The following is a 15,398-nucleotide window of genomic DNA, read 5'->3' as shown; positions in this document are numbered from 1 at the left end:
ACCCAACACTCGTACGCTGAACCTTCACTGGGGCCTCCCACATCTGTGGCTCTACGGCCAGGACCCATTTCCCGACCGCAACCCACGTTCACATGTGAGCGAGGCCCCAGCCCCCCATACCGTCTAGGCCGGCATCACCCGGCGTACGTCGGGGCCCCACAGCGGCTGCACCGAGGGCAGCGCCAGCTGCGTGGTGGTGATGACCTCCGCGAGCTCGCGCAACTGCGTGTGCACCGAATCGAGCAGCTCGGCCAGCTCCGTGCGCAGCCCGTCCTCGCTGACCTCTTCCAGCTCGGCGGGATGCGAGCGGCGCAGCAGGGTGCCGATCTCCTCCACCAACCGCTCCGGGCGCGACGACCCCGACGCCCCCGGCAGGCCCTTCAGGTTGCCCCTCAGCCGCTCGACTTGGTATTGCAACGACCGCGGGTTCTGCGCATCGAACAGCATCAACTCGGCCACGGAGGCGACGCTCACCTGCCCGACGGTGCGGCGCCGGTAGATCACCGAGGACTCGCACGCCACCAGCGTCGCCTCGATGATCGTCTGTTCGGCGGTGGCGCCGCGGACGGCGGTCAGCGTCGCCCGTAGTAGCGCGGTCAGCCAGAGGCCGCGTTCGATGCGCTTGCCGATGTCCATCATCGACCAGCCCACGTCGCGCACCATTGACTCGCCGGCCACACCCGCCAGGGTCAGCATCCCGGCCAGCGTCTGCATCTGAGCCGACGCGAGCAGCGCATCGGCCTCGGCGAGCGAGTCAGGCGGCTCACGCCGCTGCGCCAGCGCGCGTTCCACCCCGGACAGCACCATCCAGGTGTCATTGGACATCTGGTCGCGCACCGCCCTGGCGGCCAGCGCCAACCCTTCCACCGACTGCACCAGGGATCCAGGCCGATCGGGGTCCACGGTCAACGACCACAGCGTCGAGGGCGCCACGGCGATCATTTCGGCGGCGTCGCTGGCACTCTCGTCGATGCTGTCGTCGGCCCCCGTGCCAGTCCCGGTGATCATGCCCAGCGCGGCCATCAGCACCGGGACGCAGGCGCTCTCCTCGGTGTGCTGCTGATGCCGGTAGACGTGGAACCTGTCGCGGGCGACGAGCAGCAGCCGCGCCATGTTCTCCGCGCGCTCGCCGTAACGGCCGATCCAGAACAGGTCGGACAGCACGCGCGGCGAGCTGACGCCCCAAGTGCCCGCCGCAGTCTTCGCCGGCGGCGGCGGCGACGGCAGGCTGACCGCCTCGGCCCGCGCGCGCTCCGTCGGGCGCACCCAAACATCCTTGGCCGCAACGGTTTCCAGCGTGTACGCGGCGGGCCCTGGCGCCAGCACGTAGCCGACGCCGCCGACCATGGAGGCGTACCCGCCGCGCTGGGCCACATTGAACAACCGGATGCCGACGCCGGCCGACGACAACACCCCGGCGTGGTCGGTGGGCGCCGACGAGAACTGGGGCAGCTCCTGGCCGATCCACTGCCACGGCATCTTCTCGATCCGGCCGGCCAATTCCGCCAGCTGATACGACGAAAGTGTCGGCCCGACAAGGGTTTTCCCGCCGACCGTGGACTTCACCAGGAGCGACGACAGGTTCGCCAGCAGGTGTGAGCGTTCGCCGGCAATGCCGCCCCAATAGACCGGCGCGGTGTGCAGCAGCGGCGCCTCGGACAGCAGGCGCTCGGACAGCTGGGGCAAAAACCGCAGCAGCCCGGGGTTTTCCAGGATGCCGCTGCCCAGTGTGTTGACCACGGTCACCGTCCCGCGGTGGCACGCCTCCACCAGACCGGCCACGCCAAGCCGGGAGTCGGCACGAAGGTCCAACGGGTCGGCGTAATCGGCGTCCACCCGGCGCAGGACGACGTCGACCCGCTTCAAGGTGCCCAGCGAGCGCATCCACAATTTGCCGTCGCGCACCACCAAGTCCGCGCTCTCCACCAACGGGAAACCCAGCAGCGTGGCCAGATACGCCTGATCGAAGGCGGTTTCGGAGAAAATACCCGGGCTGAGCACCACCACCACGGGATCCTGCGCCACGTCGGGCGCGGCCTCGATCAGCGCCAGCCGCAGGGCCTGGGCGAACGGGGTCGTCGGTCGCGGCGCGATCCGCTCGTAGAGGTCGGGAACCGAGTGCGCGACGACGCGCCGGTCGGCCAGCGCGTAGCCGGCGCCCGACGGCGCCTGCGTCCAGTCGGCGTTGACCTGGAAGGCTCCGTCCGGTAGCCGGCTGACATCACAGGCGTGCAGAAAAAGCTGGTGATGTCCGGGTATTTCGATGCCGTTGGCGGCCCGCACATAACCGGGATGGGCGAACAGCAGTTCCGGCGGCAGCACGCCGTCGGTGAGCAGGCTGCGCGACCCGTACAGGTCGGCGAGCACGGCGTCGAGCAACCGGGACCGCTGCACCAGCCCGGCCTCCAGCAGCTCCCATTCCGCGGCGGACAGCACGATCGGCAGCGTGTCGAGGATCCACGTGCGAGGCTCCAGACCGTGTTCGCCGGCTTCGACTTCGGTGTACGTGATGCCATCGCTGTCGATCAGGCTGCGCACCACCGAGCGCAGCCGGTCGAGCCCCACCCGGCCTCGCTCGGCGATGGTGTCGGCCAACTCCGCCCAGGCCGGCCGGACGTTCCCGTCCCGGTCGACGAATTCGTCGTACCCGGCGGCGGGGCCGTGCCGCAGATCGAAGAGCGCCTCCTGGGCCCGTGCGGCGCGATACCCGGCCAGCAGGCGGTCGGCGTCGTACCGGTCCTCCGGGCGCCCGCCAGCGGATGCCGGGACCGCGCCGGTGCCGAATGTCATGTCCGCAAACGTCATTACTGCTGAACGGTACGCACGCGACGCAGGTCGAGGATGCCCGGCGCGCCGATGTCGGTGAAGATGCGTGCCTGCTTCTCCCGGATGTCGGACAAGTCGAGCTTGCCGGGAGTGAAGCCGGTGGCCTCGAAGCGGCGGGCGCGGCGCGCCTCGGCCTCGACGGCGTTGACGGGCGGTTCGTCATAGGCCCGCCCACCGGGATGCGCGACATGGTAGGTGCACCCGCCGCGCGAGGTGCCCGTCGTCAGGTCGATCAGCTCGAACTGCAGCGGGACGTCGGTGCTGATCGTCGGATGCAGCGCGCTCGGCGGCTGCCACGCCTTGAACCGCACCCCGCCCACGTGGATGTCGGGGTTGTCGGTGGCCAGCAGCGGCACCGGGTAGCCGTTGACCGTCACCACGTAGCGGTGGCGGTCGGCGCCGATGATGCGGATCTGGATGCGCTCGACAGACGAGTCGACGTAGCGGGCGGTGCCGCTGGCGGTGGCCTCCTCGCCGAGGGTGTTCCACGGTTCGATCGCCCCGCGCAACTCGATCTCCACGCCGTCGAACACCGCGGTCCCTATGCGCGGGAAGCGGAACTCGGTGAACGGGTCCAGCCAACTGGTCTCGAAGGCGATGCCGTGCGCGCGCAGGTCGGCGGCGACGTCGGCGATGTCGTGAATCAGGAAGTGCGGCAACAGGTATCGCCCATGCAGGTTGGCGCCGTGCCGGATCAGCGGGGCGCGCAACGGCTCGTCCCAAAACCACGCCACCAGCGAGCGCACCAGCAGCGACTGCACCATCGCCATGCGCAGATGCGGGGGCATCTCGAACCCGCGCAACTCGAGCAGGCCGAGCCGGCCGCGGGGGCTGTCGGGGCTGTAGAGCTTGTCGATGCAGAACTCGGCGCGGTGGGTGTTGCCGGTGATGTCGGTCAGCAGGTGGCGCAGCGCGCGGTCGATCACCCACGGCCGGGGAGCATTGCCCCCGAACGGCCCGGAGAGCCGGGCGATTTCGGCGAACGCGATCTCGAGCTCGTAGAGCGCCTCGGCGCGGCCCTCGTCGACCCGGGGTGCTTGCGAGGTCGTGCCGACGAATCGCCCGGCGAACAGATACGACAGCGACGGGTGCCGCTGCCAATACGTCAGCAGCGAGACCAACAGGTCGGGGCGCCGCAGCAGGGGCGAGTCCGCTGGCGTGACGCCGCCGAGCGTGATGTGGTTGCCGCCGCCGGTGCCGCCGTGGGTGCCGTCGACGTCGAAGGACTCGGTGGACAGCCGGGCCAATCGCGCTTGCTCGTAGAGGGTTTCGAGCTGCTGGGACTGCTCGGCGAAGCTGGCGGTGGGCGCGACGTTGACCTCGATGACGCCGGGGTCCGGGGTGATCGTCGTCGACCTCAGCCGCGGGTCCGGCGGGGGATCGTAGCCCTCGATCACGACCGGGCAGGCGGCCTTGCCCGCGGCGGCCTCGACGCGGGCGATGAGGTCGACGAAGTGTTCCAGTGCCTCGGTGGGCGGCATGAACACGTAGAGCAGCCCGTCGCGAACCTCGGCGACCATCGCGGTGGGCGGCGCGGTGTCCGAGTCATCCACCACCGCTTGATCCGAATCCGTCGTCAGCGTGTCGCCGGCGGTCTGGGGATCGGCGTCGAACGACGGGCGCGGCGGTCGCCAGCTGATCGAATCCAGGGGCAGCCGCAGACCGGCGGGAGAATCGCCGTGCAGCAACACGATTCGGCCGCGGCGCAGCCGCCAGTCGGCGCTGGCCCATCCCGTACCATCGTCCCGGCGGTGCAGCGGCAGCACGAAAGCCGCAGGGGCCGTCACGGATTCGTCGAGGCGGGCCAGCAGAGCCGCGCGACCGGCGGGGGTGTCCTGGTCGAGGTCGTCAGCCGGATCCACCGGGTCACCCTCGGGTTGCCGCACCTTGGCGGCCAACCGGTGCAGCGGGTCCTCGTAGGCGGGCCGCACCTGCGAAAGCGGCAACCCCAGGTCGTCGGCGAGCCCGGCGAGCACCTGGTAGGCGGCCTCGCCATCGACGGGTTCCGGTCGGTCACCCCACGGGTCGGCCAGCAGTGCACCGTCGTTCCACAGCGGTCGGCCGTCGGTGCGCCAATAGAGCGCAATCTGCCAGCGCGGCAACGGTTCACCCGGATACCACCGACCCTGCCCGCGCTGAATCAGCCCGTTCGGCGCCCACACCTCCTTGAGGCGGGCCGCCAGGTCGGAGGCGCGCTGCCGCTTGTGCGGGCCGTCGGCGGCGGTGGTCCACTCCTTGGAGACCTGGTTGTCCACCGAGACGAACGTCGGCTCACCGCCGATGGTCAACCGCACGTCGCCGGCGGTCAGCCGTTCGTCGACGCGCTGGCCGACCTCGCAGATCGTGTGCCACGCCTCGTCGGTGTAGGGCAGCGTGACCCGGGGGTCCTCGTGGATCCGGGTGACGGTGTTGGAGAACTCCAGCACCGATTCGCAGGGCTCCGTGCCGCCGGTGATGGGCGCCGCCGACGCGGGGTGCGGCGTGGCGGCCAGCGGGATGTGGCCCTCCCCGGCGAACAGCCCCGACGTCGGGTCCAGCCCAATCCAGCCCGCGCCAGGGATGTACACCTCGGTCCAGGCGTGCAGGTCGGTGAAGTCGGCGACGGGGCCCGACGGCCCGTCGAGCGCCTCCACGTCGGAGGCGAGCTGCACCAGGTAACCCGACACGAACCGGGCGGCCAGCCCGAGCCGGCGCAGGATCGACACCAGCAGCCACGCGGAGTCGCGGCACGAGCCCACCCCGGTGCGCAGCGTGTAATCCGGTGTCTGGACGCCGGGCTCCATCCGCAGGCTGTAGGCGACGTCGGCGTTGACCGCGCGGTTGAGCGCGACGAGCAGGTCGATGGTGCGCGTGCCCTCGGGCACCGAGAAGTTCTCCACCCATGCCCGGGTGAGCTCGCCCGGGCCCGACCCGTCGCCCTCTTCGTCGACGGGCCGCAGATAGGGCTCGAGGTCGTCGGCCAGCTCCTTGGGGTAGGTCAGCCCTGCGGCGGGCCAGATTTCGGCCCAGTCCTCGATGAAGAAGTCGAACGGGTTGATCACCTTGAGGTCGGCGATCAGCCCCACGGTGATGGTCAGCCGGCGCATGGGGCTCGGAAAGACAAGGCGCGCAAGGAAATTACCCAGCGCGTCCTGCTGCCAGTTGATGAAGTGCTCTTCCGGCTCGATGCGCAACGAGTAGGCCTCGATGGGCGTGCGGCAATGGGGCGCCGGGCGCAGGCGAACGACGTGCGGGAACACTCGGACGGACCGGTCAAATGTGTAGCTGGTGCGGTGTTCCAGCGCGACTTTGATGCTCATAACAAGGTGATTGCATCACAAGCGCCACAAGGGCGCAGCGCACCGCAGCCGCGGCTAACAGGGCCGTAACGTCGGGGCGCTTGCTGGCAGTCAGAACTGCTGCGGCCCGGGCGGTGGACCCGGTTGGTAGCCCGACTGCGGCACGGGAGCGACCTGGCCGCCGGTCAGCTTGCGGTAGGCGTAGGTCAGGATCAGCGCGTCGAGGGGCGCCGTCACCAGCAGACCGACGCCACACGCCAGCGCGCCGGCGAAGATCAGGGCCATCACCACCAGCCACACCAGCAGCGCGTTGGCGAAATTGGAACCCACCAGCGAGAAGCTGGAGGTGAAGCCCTTGATGGCGGACTCTGACCGATCGACGACGAACAGGATGGTGAACTGCACGAACAGACTCAGCACCAGGCCCGGGACGAAGCAGAGGGAGTAGCCGATCGAGGTCAGGACACCGATGATCAGCGCAGCCAGGAACGCCATCCCCAGGTTGCGGGGCCTGAAGAAGGAGCCGATGGTCACCGGGCGCCCGTCGGCGATGTCCAGGCAGCCCGACAGGAAGCCGGCCTGGGCGAACGCCGTGACCAGGTAGGTCAGCAGGGTGCCGACGAAGAAGACGACCAACCCGGCGCCGGTGAGGTTCGTCGTGAAGTAGAAGCCGTAGTCGTCATTGATCGCCGTGTTCGGCGACATGTTCTGGCCCGCAATGTTGATCCCGGTGGCCACTCCGAACAGCAAGCCGTACACCAGCGCGGGCACGATCATCACCAGCGCGTTCTTGGTGAAGGTGTTCCAGGCCCAACTGAAGGCGTCACCGACGCTGAACCCCGGGGTGGCCGGTGCGCCGTAGCCCGGCTGGGGGTAGCCCCCGTACCCGGGCGGGGGCGGCGGCGCGCCGTAGCTGGGCGGCGGGCCGTAGCCGGGCGGCGGTGGCGGCGGGGCGCCGTAGCCCGGGGGTGGCGTGCCGTAGCCGGGCGGCGGCGGGGGAGGTGCGCCGTAGCCGGGTGGCGGCGGTGGAGTGCCGTAGCCGGGCGGGGGCGAATAGCCCGGAGGGTTGTGTTCGCTGCCGTACGGGTCGGCCGGGGTGCCTGGATATTCGGGAGGCTGGCTCATGTCCGTCCTAGCTGTTGACTCAACCTGTGGGCACGCGCACACGGGAACTTAGCAAAGATGTCGGGGCGGCGCCCGGATTCGATTTCGTGGTATGCCTGAAGCCGTGTCCGACGGTCTTTTTGACCTGCCCGGCGCGGCGCAGACGGGCGATCACGGCCTGGGCGTGTCGGCCGGTGCGCCGTTGGCGGTGCGCATGCGGCCGGCTTCGCTAGACGAGGTGGTCGGCCAGGAGCACCTGCTGGCGCCCGGGTCGCCGCTGCGCCGCCTGGTCGAAGGGTCCGGCGTGGCGTCGGCCATCCTCTACGGCCCGCCGGGCAGCGGCAAGACGACGCTGGCCGCGCTGATCTCCCAGGCGACCGGCCGCCGGTTCGAGGCCCTGTCGGCGCTGTCGGCCGGGGTCAAAGACGTGCGCGCCGTCATAGAAAATGCGCGCAAGGCGCTCCTGCGCGGCGAGCAGACGGTGCTGTTCATCGACGAGGTGCACCGCTTCTCCAAGACCCAGCAGGACGCCCTGCTGTCCGCCGTGGAGAACCGGGTGGTGCTGCTCGTGGCGGCGACCACCGAGAACCCGTCGTTTTCGGTGGTGGCGCCGCTGCTGTCCCGCTCGCTGATCCTGCAGCTGCGCCCGCTCAGCGCCGACGGCATCCGCGCCGTGGTGCACCGGGCGATCGACGATCCCCGCGGGCTGGGCGGTCGGGTCGCGGTCACGCCCGACGCCGTCGACCTGCTGGTGCGGCTGGCCGCCGGCGATGCCCGGCGGGCGCTGACCGCGCTGGAGGTCGCGGCCGAAGCCACCGAGTCGGTCACCGTCGAGACCATCGAACAGTCCCTGGACAAGGCCGCGGTGCGCTACGACCGTGACGGCGACCAGCACTACGACGTCATCAGCGCGTTCATCAAGTCGGTGCGCGGCTCGGACGTCGACGCGGCGCTGCACTACCTGGCCCGCATGCTCGTCGCGGGGGAGGACCCGCGGTTCCTCGCCCGCCGGCTGATGATCCTGGCCAGCGAGGACATCGGCATGGCCGACCCCAGCGCGCTGCAAACCGCGGTGGCCGCCGCGCAGACCGTGGCGCTGATCGGCATGCCCGAGGCGCAGCTGACGCTGGCGCACGCCACGATCCACCTGGCCACCGCGCCGAAGTCGAACTCCGTCACCACCGCGCTGGCGGCGGCGATGGACGACATCAAGGCGGGCAAGGCGGGCCTGGTGCCGCCGCACCTGCGCGACGGGCACTATTCCGGCGCGGCGGCGCTGGGCCACGCGCAGGGTTACCAGTACTCGCACAACGACCCCGACGGCGTCGTGGCCCAGCAATATCCGCCGGACGACCTGGTGGGCGTCGACTACTACCGGCCGACCGGCCGCGGCGGTGAGCGGGAGATGGCCGGGCGGCTGGAGCGGTTGCGCGCGATCATCCGTGGCAGGCGGGGGCGGTCATGAAGCCCGGGGGATGCCCTGCCATAAGCATGTCGAGCGCGCGGCTGGCCGCACACTCGACGCCCGCTGTGCGGCTGGCCGCACACTCGGCCTGGGCGCGCCGCTCAGACCAGCTCGGGCACCCGCAGGTGGGCGATCGCCAGCTCGAATTCGGCCACGTCGATCACCTCGGCGCCCAGCTCCCGGACGCGCCTGCTGCGCAACTCGTTCGCCCGATCGCTGTTGCGGGCCATCGCGTCCATCGAGTCGAACGTCGAGCACGACACCGCCCGCCGGCACGCCGGATGGTCGACCAACAGGCTCGCGCTGCAGAACCCGTCGAGCTCCTCCAGCTCGGGCAGCACCGACGAGCGGTAGAAGTCCAGGGACCGGGTGAGCTGATCCGGCACCACCTTGAGCCAGGTGGCCCGCACGCAGGCGCCCTGCCGCGACGGATGGTCGCGGTGCAGCAAAGCGATGTCCCACTCCTCGACGCGGGCGCTGCCGTCGAACATCAGGGCGGCCTGATCGCGGATCGGGGCGACCCGCTCGGCGCTGGCGCGCATCGCGTCGATGCTGTCCCACGCGCTGGTGGCGATGCAGGTCCCGGACTGCCGGTCGACCAGCAGTGACAGCCCGACACACCCGTCGATCTCCGTCAGGGCGGGCATGACGACATCACGAACGTGCGCGATGCCGATGTCGACCGACAAGGGTTGCGCCTGGATGGTGGTGGAGCGTGCGTACACGGCCGACCTCCTCTGACGGGGCAGCGCCCCGGTGGCGCCACCGGTCCCACCAGTTACCTTCCTCCTGCCCGTTGCACCCCGCAATGCCCAAATGTGGCCGCCCTCACAAACGATTGGCTGGTGGCAACATGTGCGCCGTAGGCTGGTCGGCGATGCATACCGACGTGCTGGACGTGGACACTTCCCGGCGCCGCATCGTCGATCTGACCGAGGCGGTGCGTGGCTTCTGCTGGTCGAGGGGCGACGGCCTGTGCAACGTGTTCGTCCCGCACGCGACGGCGGGCGTCGCCATCATCGAGACCGGGGCCGGCTCCGACGACGACCTGCTCGACACGCTGGAGCGGCTGCTGCCGCGCGACGACCGGTACCGGCACTCGCACGGCTCGCCGGGCCACGGCGCGGATCACGTGATGCCGGCGCTGATCGCGCCGTCGGTGACCGTGCCGGTCTCCGGCGGCGAGCCGATGCTGGGCACCTGGCAAAGCATCGTGCTGGTCGATTTGAACCGGGACAACCCACAACGCTCGGTGCGGCTGAGCTTTCTGGAGGGTTAGCGGCCCGGTAGCCAGCTACTCCAGCGAATACGCTGGAATAGACGTTCACGGGATAAACCGGGAAAAAGCCAACAGGAAGAAGCGGACCAGAAGTGCAGACACACGAGATCAGGAAGCGGTTTCTTGATCATTTCGTGAAGGCGGGCCACACCGAGGTGCCGAGCGCGTCGGTGATCCTCGACGACCCCAACCTGCTGTTCGTCAACGCGGGCATGGTCCAGTTCGTGCCGTACTTCCTGGGCGCGCGCACGCCGCCGTACTCGACGGCCACCAGCATCCAAAAGTGCATCCGCACGCCCGACATCGACGAGGTGGGCATCACCACCCGGCACAACACCTTCTTCCAGATGGCCGGCAATTTCTCGTTCGGCGATTACTTCAAGCGGCGCGCTATCGAGCTGGCGTGGACCCTGCTGACCAACGGGCTGTCCGAGGGTGGTTACGGCCTGGACCCCGAAAGAATCTGGACCACGGTCTATTTCGACGACGACGAGGCCGTGCAGCTGTGGCAGGAGATCGCCGGGCTGCCGGCCGAGCGGATTCAGCGCCGCGGCATGGAGGACAACTACTGGTCCATGGGGATCCCCGGCCCGTGTGGCCCGTCGTCGGAGATCTACTACGACCGCGGCGAAGAGTTCGGGGTCGGTGGCGGGCCGGTGGCCAACGAAGACCGCTACATCGAGATCTGGAACCTCGTGTTCATGCAGAACGAACGCGGCGAGGGCACCGGCAAGACCGACTTCGAAATCCTCGGCCCGTTGCCCCGCAAGAACATTGACACCGGCATGGGCGTCGAGCGGGTCGCGTTCATCCTTCAGGGCGTGCACAACGTCTACGAGACCGACCTGCTGCGGCCGGTCATCGACGCCGTGGCCGCCCGCGCGCCGCGCGGGTATGACGTGGGCAACCACTCCGACGACGTGCGCTACCGGGTCATCGCCGACCACAGCCGCACCGCGGCGATCCTGATCGGCGACGGCGTCACGCCCGGCAACGACGGCCGCGGCTACGTCCTGCGCCGGCTGCTGCGCCGCGTCATCCGGTCGGCCAAGCTGCTCGACATAAGCGGGCCCATCGTCGGCGAGTTGATGACCACCGTCCGGGACGCGATGGGGCCGTCGTATCCCGAACTGGTCGCCGACTTCGCCCGGATCAAGCGCATCGCCGTCGCCGAGGAGACCGCGTTCAACCGCACGCTGGCCGCGGGCTCCAAGTTGTTCGACGAGGTGGCTGGCACCACCAAAGCGGCTGGGGCCAAGGCGATCTCGGGGTCGGACGCCTTCACACTGCACGACACCTACGGCTTTCCGATCGAGCTGACCCTGGAGATGGCCGCCGAGGCGGGCCTGCAGGTCGACGAGATCGGCTTCCGGGAACTGATGGCCGAGCAGCGTCGCCGCGCCAAGGCGGACGCCGCCGCCCGCAAGCACGCGCACGCCGACCTCAGTGCCTACCGGGAGCTGGTCGACGCCGGCCCAACGGAGTTCACCGGCTTCGACGAATTGTCCTCCGAAGCAAGGATTCTGGGCATCTTCGCGGACGGCAAGCGGGTTCCGGTCGTCACGCACGGTTCGCAAACGGACGGGGCCGGGGCGCAGCAGGTCGAACTGGTGCTAGACCGCACCCCGCTCTACGCCGAGTCCGGCGGGCAGATCGCCGACGAGGGCACCATCAGCGGGACGGGCGCCGGCGAGAGCGCCCGCGCGGCGGTCACCGACGTGCAGAAGATCGCGAAAACCCTGTGGGTGCATCGGGTCAACGTCGAGTCCGGCGAATTCGTGGAGGGCGACACCGTGGTCGCCGCAGTGGACCCGCAATGGCGCCGCGGCGCCACCCAGGGCCACTCGGGCACCCACATGGTGCACGCCGCGCTGCGACAGGTGCTGGGCCCCAACGCGGTTCAGGCCGGCTCGCTGAACCGCCCCGGCTACCTGCGTTTCGACTTCAACTGGCAGGGCCCGCTGTCCGAGGAGCAGCGCACCCAGGTCGAAGAGGTCACCAACCAGGCCGTCCAGGCCGACTTCGAGGTGCACACGTTCACCGAACAGCTCGAGAAGGCCAAGGCCATGGGCGCGATGGCGATGTTCGGCGAGGCCTACCCGGACGAGGTGCGGGTGGTCGAGATCGGCGGGCCGTTCTCGCTCGAGCTCTGCGGCGGCACCCATGTGCACAACTCCGCTCAGATCGGGCCGGTGACGATCCTGGGCGAATCGTCGGTCGGCTCCGGCGTCCGCCGGGTGGAGGCCTACGTCGGGCTGGACTCGTTTCGCCACCTGGCCAAGGAGCGCGCCTTGATGGCGGGGCTGGCCTCGTCGCTGAAGGTGCCGTCCGACGAGGTGCCCGCACGGGTGGCCAACCTGGTGGAGCGGCTCAAGGCCGCCGAGAAGGAACTCGAACGGATGCGGCTGGCCGGCGCGCGCGCCGCCGCGACCAACGCGGCGGCCGGCGCGGAGCGTATCGGTAACGTCCGTGTGGTGGCGCAACGCATGTCGGCGGGGATGACGGCCGGCGACCTGCGTTCCCTGGTGGGGGACATCCGCGGCAAGCTGGGCAGCGATCCCGCCGTGGTGGCGCTGATCGCGGAGGGCGAAGGGGGCAGCGTGCCGTACGCGGTCGCCGCCAACCCCGCCGCCCAGGATCTCGGGCTGCGCGCCAACGACCTGATCAAGCAGCTCGCCGCGACCGTCGACGGCCGTGGCGGGGGCAAGCCGGACCTGGCGCAGGGTTCCGGAAAGGACGCCAGCCGCATCGACGCGGCGCTCGAGGCGGTCCGCTCCGAGATAGCGCGGGTCGGTTGAGTGGGCCCGGCACAGCATCGCGTGCCCGACCGGCCCGGTGACCCTGAGCAGGGTAATCCGGGTCGGGGGTCCCGACCCGGGAGGAGCCTCGGCATCGACGTCGGCAGCGTGCGCATCGGCGTCGCCTGCAGCGATCCCGACGGTATCCTGGCCACCCCGGTGGAGACCGTGCGCCGCGACCGTTCCGGCAAACACGTGCGGCGGCTGGCCGAGCTGGTCGCCGAGCTGGCGGCGGTCGAGGTGGTCGTCGGGCTGCCGCGCACACTGGCCGATCGCACCGGCCCGTCGGCGATCGACGCGATGGAGCTCGCCGAGACGCTGGCCCAGCGGATCGCCCCCACGCCCGTGCGGCTGGCCGACGAGCGCCTGACCACCGTCAGCGCGCAGCGCTCCCTGCGCGCGGCGGGCGTCCGCGCCCGCGAACAGCGGGCGGTGATCGACCAGGCGGCCGCGGTGGCCATCCTGCAGAGCTGGCTCGATCAGCGGCGCGCCACCCTGGCGGCGGGGGAGCCCGCCGATGGTTGACAGCGCACGCCGCCAGCGGGCGGAGCCCGAAACGGTCGGTCCGTCGCGGAAGCGCAGCCGCGTCGCCCGGAACCGGGTCGAACGGGGGCACCGCCGGCGGCGGTTCGCCGGCAAGATCGTGCTCGCGGTCGTCGCCGTCGTCGTGCTGGTGGGCGTGTTCGTCGGCGCCAAGCTGTGGCACACGGTGTTCGGAGGCGGTGACGACTACGCCGGAAATGGCAAGCAGGACATCGTGATTCAGATCAAGGACGGTGACTCGACCACCAACGTCGGGGAAACGCTGCAGCACGAGCAGGTGGTCAAGACCGTCCGGGCGTTCGTCAACGCCGCGCACGGCAACAGCAAGATCTCCTCGATCCAGCCCGGCTTCTACCGGATGCGCACCGAGATCCCGGCCGCCGACGCCGTCGTGCGGCTGGCCGACCCGAACAGCCGGGTGGGCCGGCTAGTCATTCCGGAAGGCCGTCAGCTCGACGACACCACCGACATGAAGACCAACGTGGTGACCCCGGGGATCCTGACGCTGATCTCCCGCGCCACCTGCGTGACCCTCGACGGCAACCAGCACTGCACCCCGGTGGAGGAGCTGCGGGCGGCGGCGACCAACAGCGCGCCCGCCGCGCTGGCGGTGCCGCCCTGGGCCATCGAACCCTTCACCGAGCTCGGCAAGGACCATCGCCGGATCGAGGGCTTGATCGCGCCCGGAACCTTCAACGTCGACCCCTCGGCCTCGGCCGAGACCATCCTGTCGAGCCTGATCAGCGCCGGGGCCGTCGAGTACATGAAATCCGGGTTGGTGGACACCGCCCAGGTCATGGGCCTGTCGCCCTACGACATCCTGGTGGTGGCGTCGCTGGTGGAACAGGAATCCAAGTCACAGGACTTCGCGAAGGTCGCGCAGGTGATCTACAACCGCCTGCACGCCCACCACACGCTGGAATTCGACTCGACGGTCAACTACCCGCTGGACCGCCGGGAGGTGGCCACCACCGACGCGGACCGGGCCCAGAAGACGCCCTGGAACACCTACGTGTCGCAGGGGCTGCCCGCGACGGCGATCTGTTCGCCCGGCGTCGACGCGCTGCGCGCCGCCGAGCATCCCGAGCCCGGCGACTGGTTGTACTTCGTCACCATCGACGCCCAGGGGACGACGCTGTTCACCAAGGATTATCAGCAGCATCTGGCCAACATCGAGCTGGCTAAGCGCAACGGTGTCCTCGATAGCGCGCGCTGAGAGCGGACCCCGCAAAGCGGCGGTGCTCGGCAAGCCGATCGCCCACTCGAAGTCCCCGCAACTGCACCTGGCCGCCTACCGGGCGCTGGGCCTGCTGGACTGGACCTACCAGCGCATCGAATGCGACGCCGAGCGGCTGCCCGCGGTGGTCGGCGGGTTCGGCCCCGAATGGGTCGGGGTGTCGGTGACCATGCCGGGCAAGTTCGCCGCGCTGCGCTTCGCCGACGAGCGCACCGAACGTGCCGACCGGGTGGGATCGGCCAACACCCTGGTCCGCACGCCGGTCGGCTGGCGTGCGGACAACACCGACATCGACGGCGTCAGTGGGGCGCTTGCGTCACAAGGGGAAGTGGCCGGCCGGGCGCTGGTGTGCGGGTCGGGCGGCACGGCGCCGGCGGCCGTCCTGGGGCTGGCCCAGCTGGGCGTCGCCGCCATCACCGTGGTCGCGCGCAACCCCGACAAGGCCGCCCGGCTGGTGGACCTCGGCACCGGAATCGGGGTGCCGACGCGGTTCGTGAGCCTGGACGATGCCGGGCTGCCCGCCGCGGTGGCGGACTCCGAGGTGCTGGTCAGCACGATCCCCGCCGACGTCGCGGCGCGGTACGCGGACACCTTCGCGGCCATCCCGGTGCTGCTCGACGCCGTCTACGACCCGTGGCCGACCCCGTTGGCCGCCGCGGTGACCGCCGCCGGCGGCCGCGTGGTCAGCGGCCTGCAGATGCTGCTGCACCAGGCGTTCACCCAGGTCGAGCTATTCACAGGGCTGCCCGCTCCGCGGGAGGCCATGGCCGCCGCACTGGGCTAACGTCTCGCACGTCGGATGCCCCAGGTCAACCGCCGAGCGTGGGGCCTACGTACGGATTCGCCACAGTTTTCGTACGTAGCCCCC

Annotated in this window: 10 protein-coding genes; 6 read left to right on the top strand and 4 right to left on the bottom strand. The window is 70.2% G+C overall.

Features of this window, described 5'->3' with window-relative positions; translation table 11 throughout:
• Positions 1 to 123: 123 nt before the first annotated feature.
• The 3 genes from BRW65_RS07430 to BRW65_RS07420 form a co-directional block, all read right to left on the bottom strand.
• Positions 124 to 2,790, bottom strand: a complete 2,667-nt coding sequence (locus tag BRW65_RS07430; protein WP_139272916.1) for a circularly permuted type 2 ATP-grasp protein — start codon at positions 2,788 to 2,790, stop codon at positions 124 to 126.
• 14 nt (positions 2,791 to 2,804) lie between these two features.
• Complete coding sequence (locus BRW65_RS07425; protein ID WP_073872940.1) at positions 2,805 to 6,125, bottom strand: DUF2126 domain-containing protein; 3,321 nt, start codon at positions 6,123 to 6,125, stop codon at positions 2,805 to 2,807.
• 90 nt (positions 6,126 to 6,215) lie between these two features.
• Entirely contained in the window at positions 6,216 to 7,229 is a 1,014-nt protein-coding gene (locus tag BRW65_RS07420) for a hypothetical protein (protein ID WP_073872936.1), read from the bottom strand.
• Positions 7,230 to 7,320: 91 nt separating this feature from the next.
• Between BRW65_RS07420 and BRW65_RS07415 the strand changes: the two genes are divergently transcribed.
• Complete coding sequence (locus tag BRW65_RS07415; protein ID WP_073872933.1) at positions 7,321 to 8,673, top strand: replication-associated recombination protein A; 1,353 nt, start codon at positions 7,321 to 7,323, stop codon at positions 8,671 to 8,673.
• A gap of 101 nt (positions 8,674 to 8,774) precedes the next feature.
• Here BRW65_RS07415 and BRW65_RS07410 read toward each other — a convergent pair whose 3' ends face one another.
• Entirely contained in the window at positions 8,775 to 9,398 is a 624-nt protein-coding gene (locus tag BRW65_RS07410; RefSeq protein ID WP_073872929.1) for a hypothetical protein, read from the bottom strand.
• A 164-nt stretch (positions 9,399 to 9,562) separates the two neighbouring features.
• Here BRW65_RS07410 and BRW65_RS07405 point away from each other — a divergent pair, with 164 nt between their 5' ends.
• From BRW65_RS07405 to BRW65_RS07385, 5 genes are all read left to right on the top strand, one after another.
• Positions 9,563 to 9,952, top strand: a complete 390-nt coding sequence (locus tag BRW65_RS07405) for a secondary thiamine-phosphate synthase enzyme YjbQ (RefSeq protein ID WP_208611765.1) — start codon at positions 9,563 to 9,565, stop codon at positions 9,950 to 9,952.
• A 92-nt stretch (positions 9,953 to 10,044) separates the two neighbouring features.
• Positions 10,045 to 12,750 (top strand): alanine--tRNA ligase, encoded by a 2,706-nt coding sequence (gene alaS, locus BRW65_RS07400; protein ID WP_073872922.1) that lies wholly within the window; start codon positions 10,045 to 10,047, stop codon positions 12,748 to 12,750.
• The gene (gene ruvX / locus BRW65_RS07395) at positions 12,751 to 13,275 is read left to right on the top strand and encodes a Holliday junction resolvase RuvX (RefSeq protein WP_073872918.1); all 525 of its coding nucleotides are present in this window, start codon (positions 12,751 to 12,753) and stop codon (positions 13,273 to 13,275) included.
• On the top strand, positions 13,268 to 14,509 hold the full coding sequence (mltG, locus tag BRW65_RS07390; protein ID WP_073872915.1) for an endolytic transglycosylase MltG: 1,242 nt from the start codon (positions 13,268 to 13,270) through the stop codon (positions 14,507 to 14,509). Before ruvX ends, mltG begins: the two co-directional genes overlap by 8 nt.
• Entirely contained in the window at positions 14,496 to 15,314 is an 819-nt protein-coding gene (locus BRW65_RS07385; protein ID WP_432206400.1) for a shikimate dehydrogenase, read from the top strand. The genes mltG and BRW65_RS07385 overlap by 14 nt, the downstream gene beginning before the upstream one ends.
• Positions 15,315 to 15,398: the final 84 nt, after the last annotated feature.

Source organism: Mycobacterium paraffinicum (assembly GCF_001907675.1).
GTDB classification, from domain to species: domain Bacteria; phylum Actinomycetota; class Actinomycetes; order Mycobacteriales; family Mycobacteriaceae; genus Mycobacterium; species Mycobacterium paraffinicum_A.
This window is presented reverse-complemented; position numbering and strand designations above follow the sequence as displayed.

Bases quoted from the DNA above. Each gene is read 5' to 3' on its own strand.
- BRW65_RS07430 (WP_139272916.1), bottom strand. From the start codon at position 2,790: ATGACATTCGGCACCGGCGCGGTCCCGGCATCCGCTGGCGGGCGCCCG.
- BRW65_RS07425 (WP_073872940.1), bottom strand. From the start codon at position 6,125: ATGAGCATCAAAGTCGCGCTGGAACACCGCACCAGCTACACATTTGAC.
- BRW65_RS07420 (WP_073872936.1), bottom strand. From the start codon at position 7,229: ATGAGCCAGCCTCCCGAATATCCAGGCACCCCGGCCGACCCGTACGGC.
- BRW65_RS07415 (WP_073872933.1), top strand. From the start codon at position 7,321: ATGCCTGAAGCCGTGTCCGACGGTCTTTTTGACCTGCCCGGCGCGGCG.
- mltG (WP_073872915.1), top strand. From the start codon at position 13,268: ATGGTTGACAGCGCACGCCGCCAGCGGGCGGAGCCCGAAACGGTCGGT.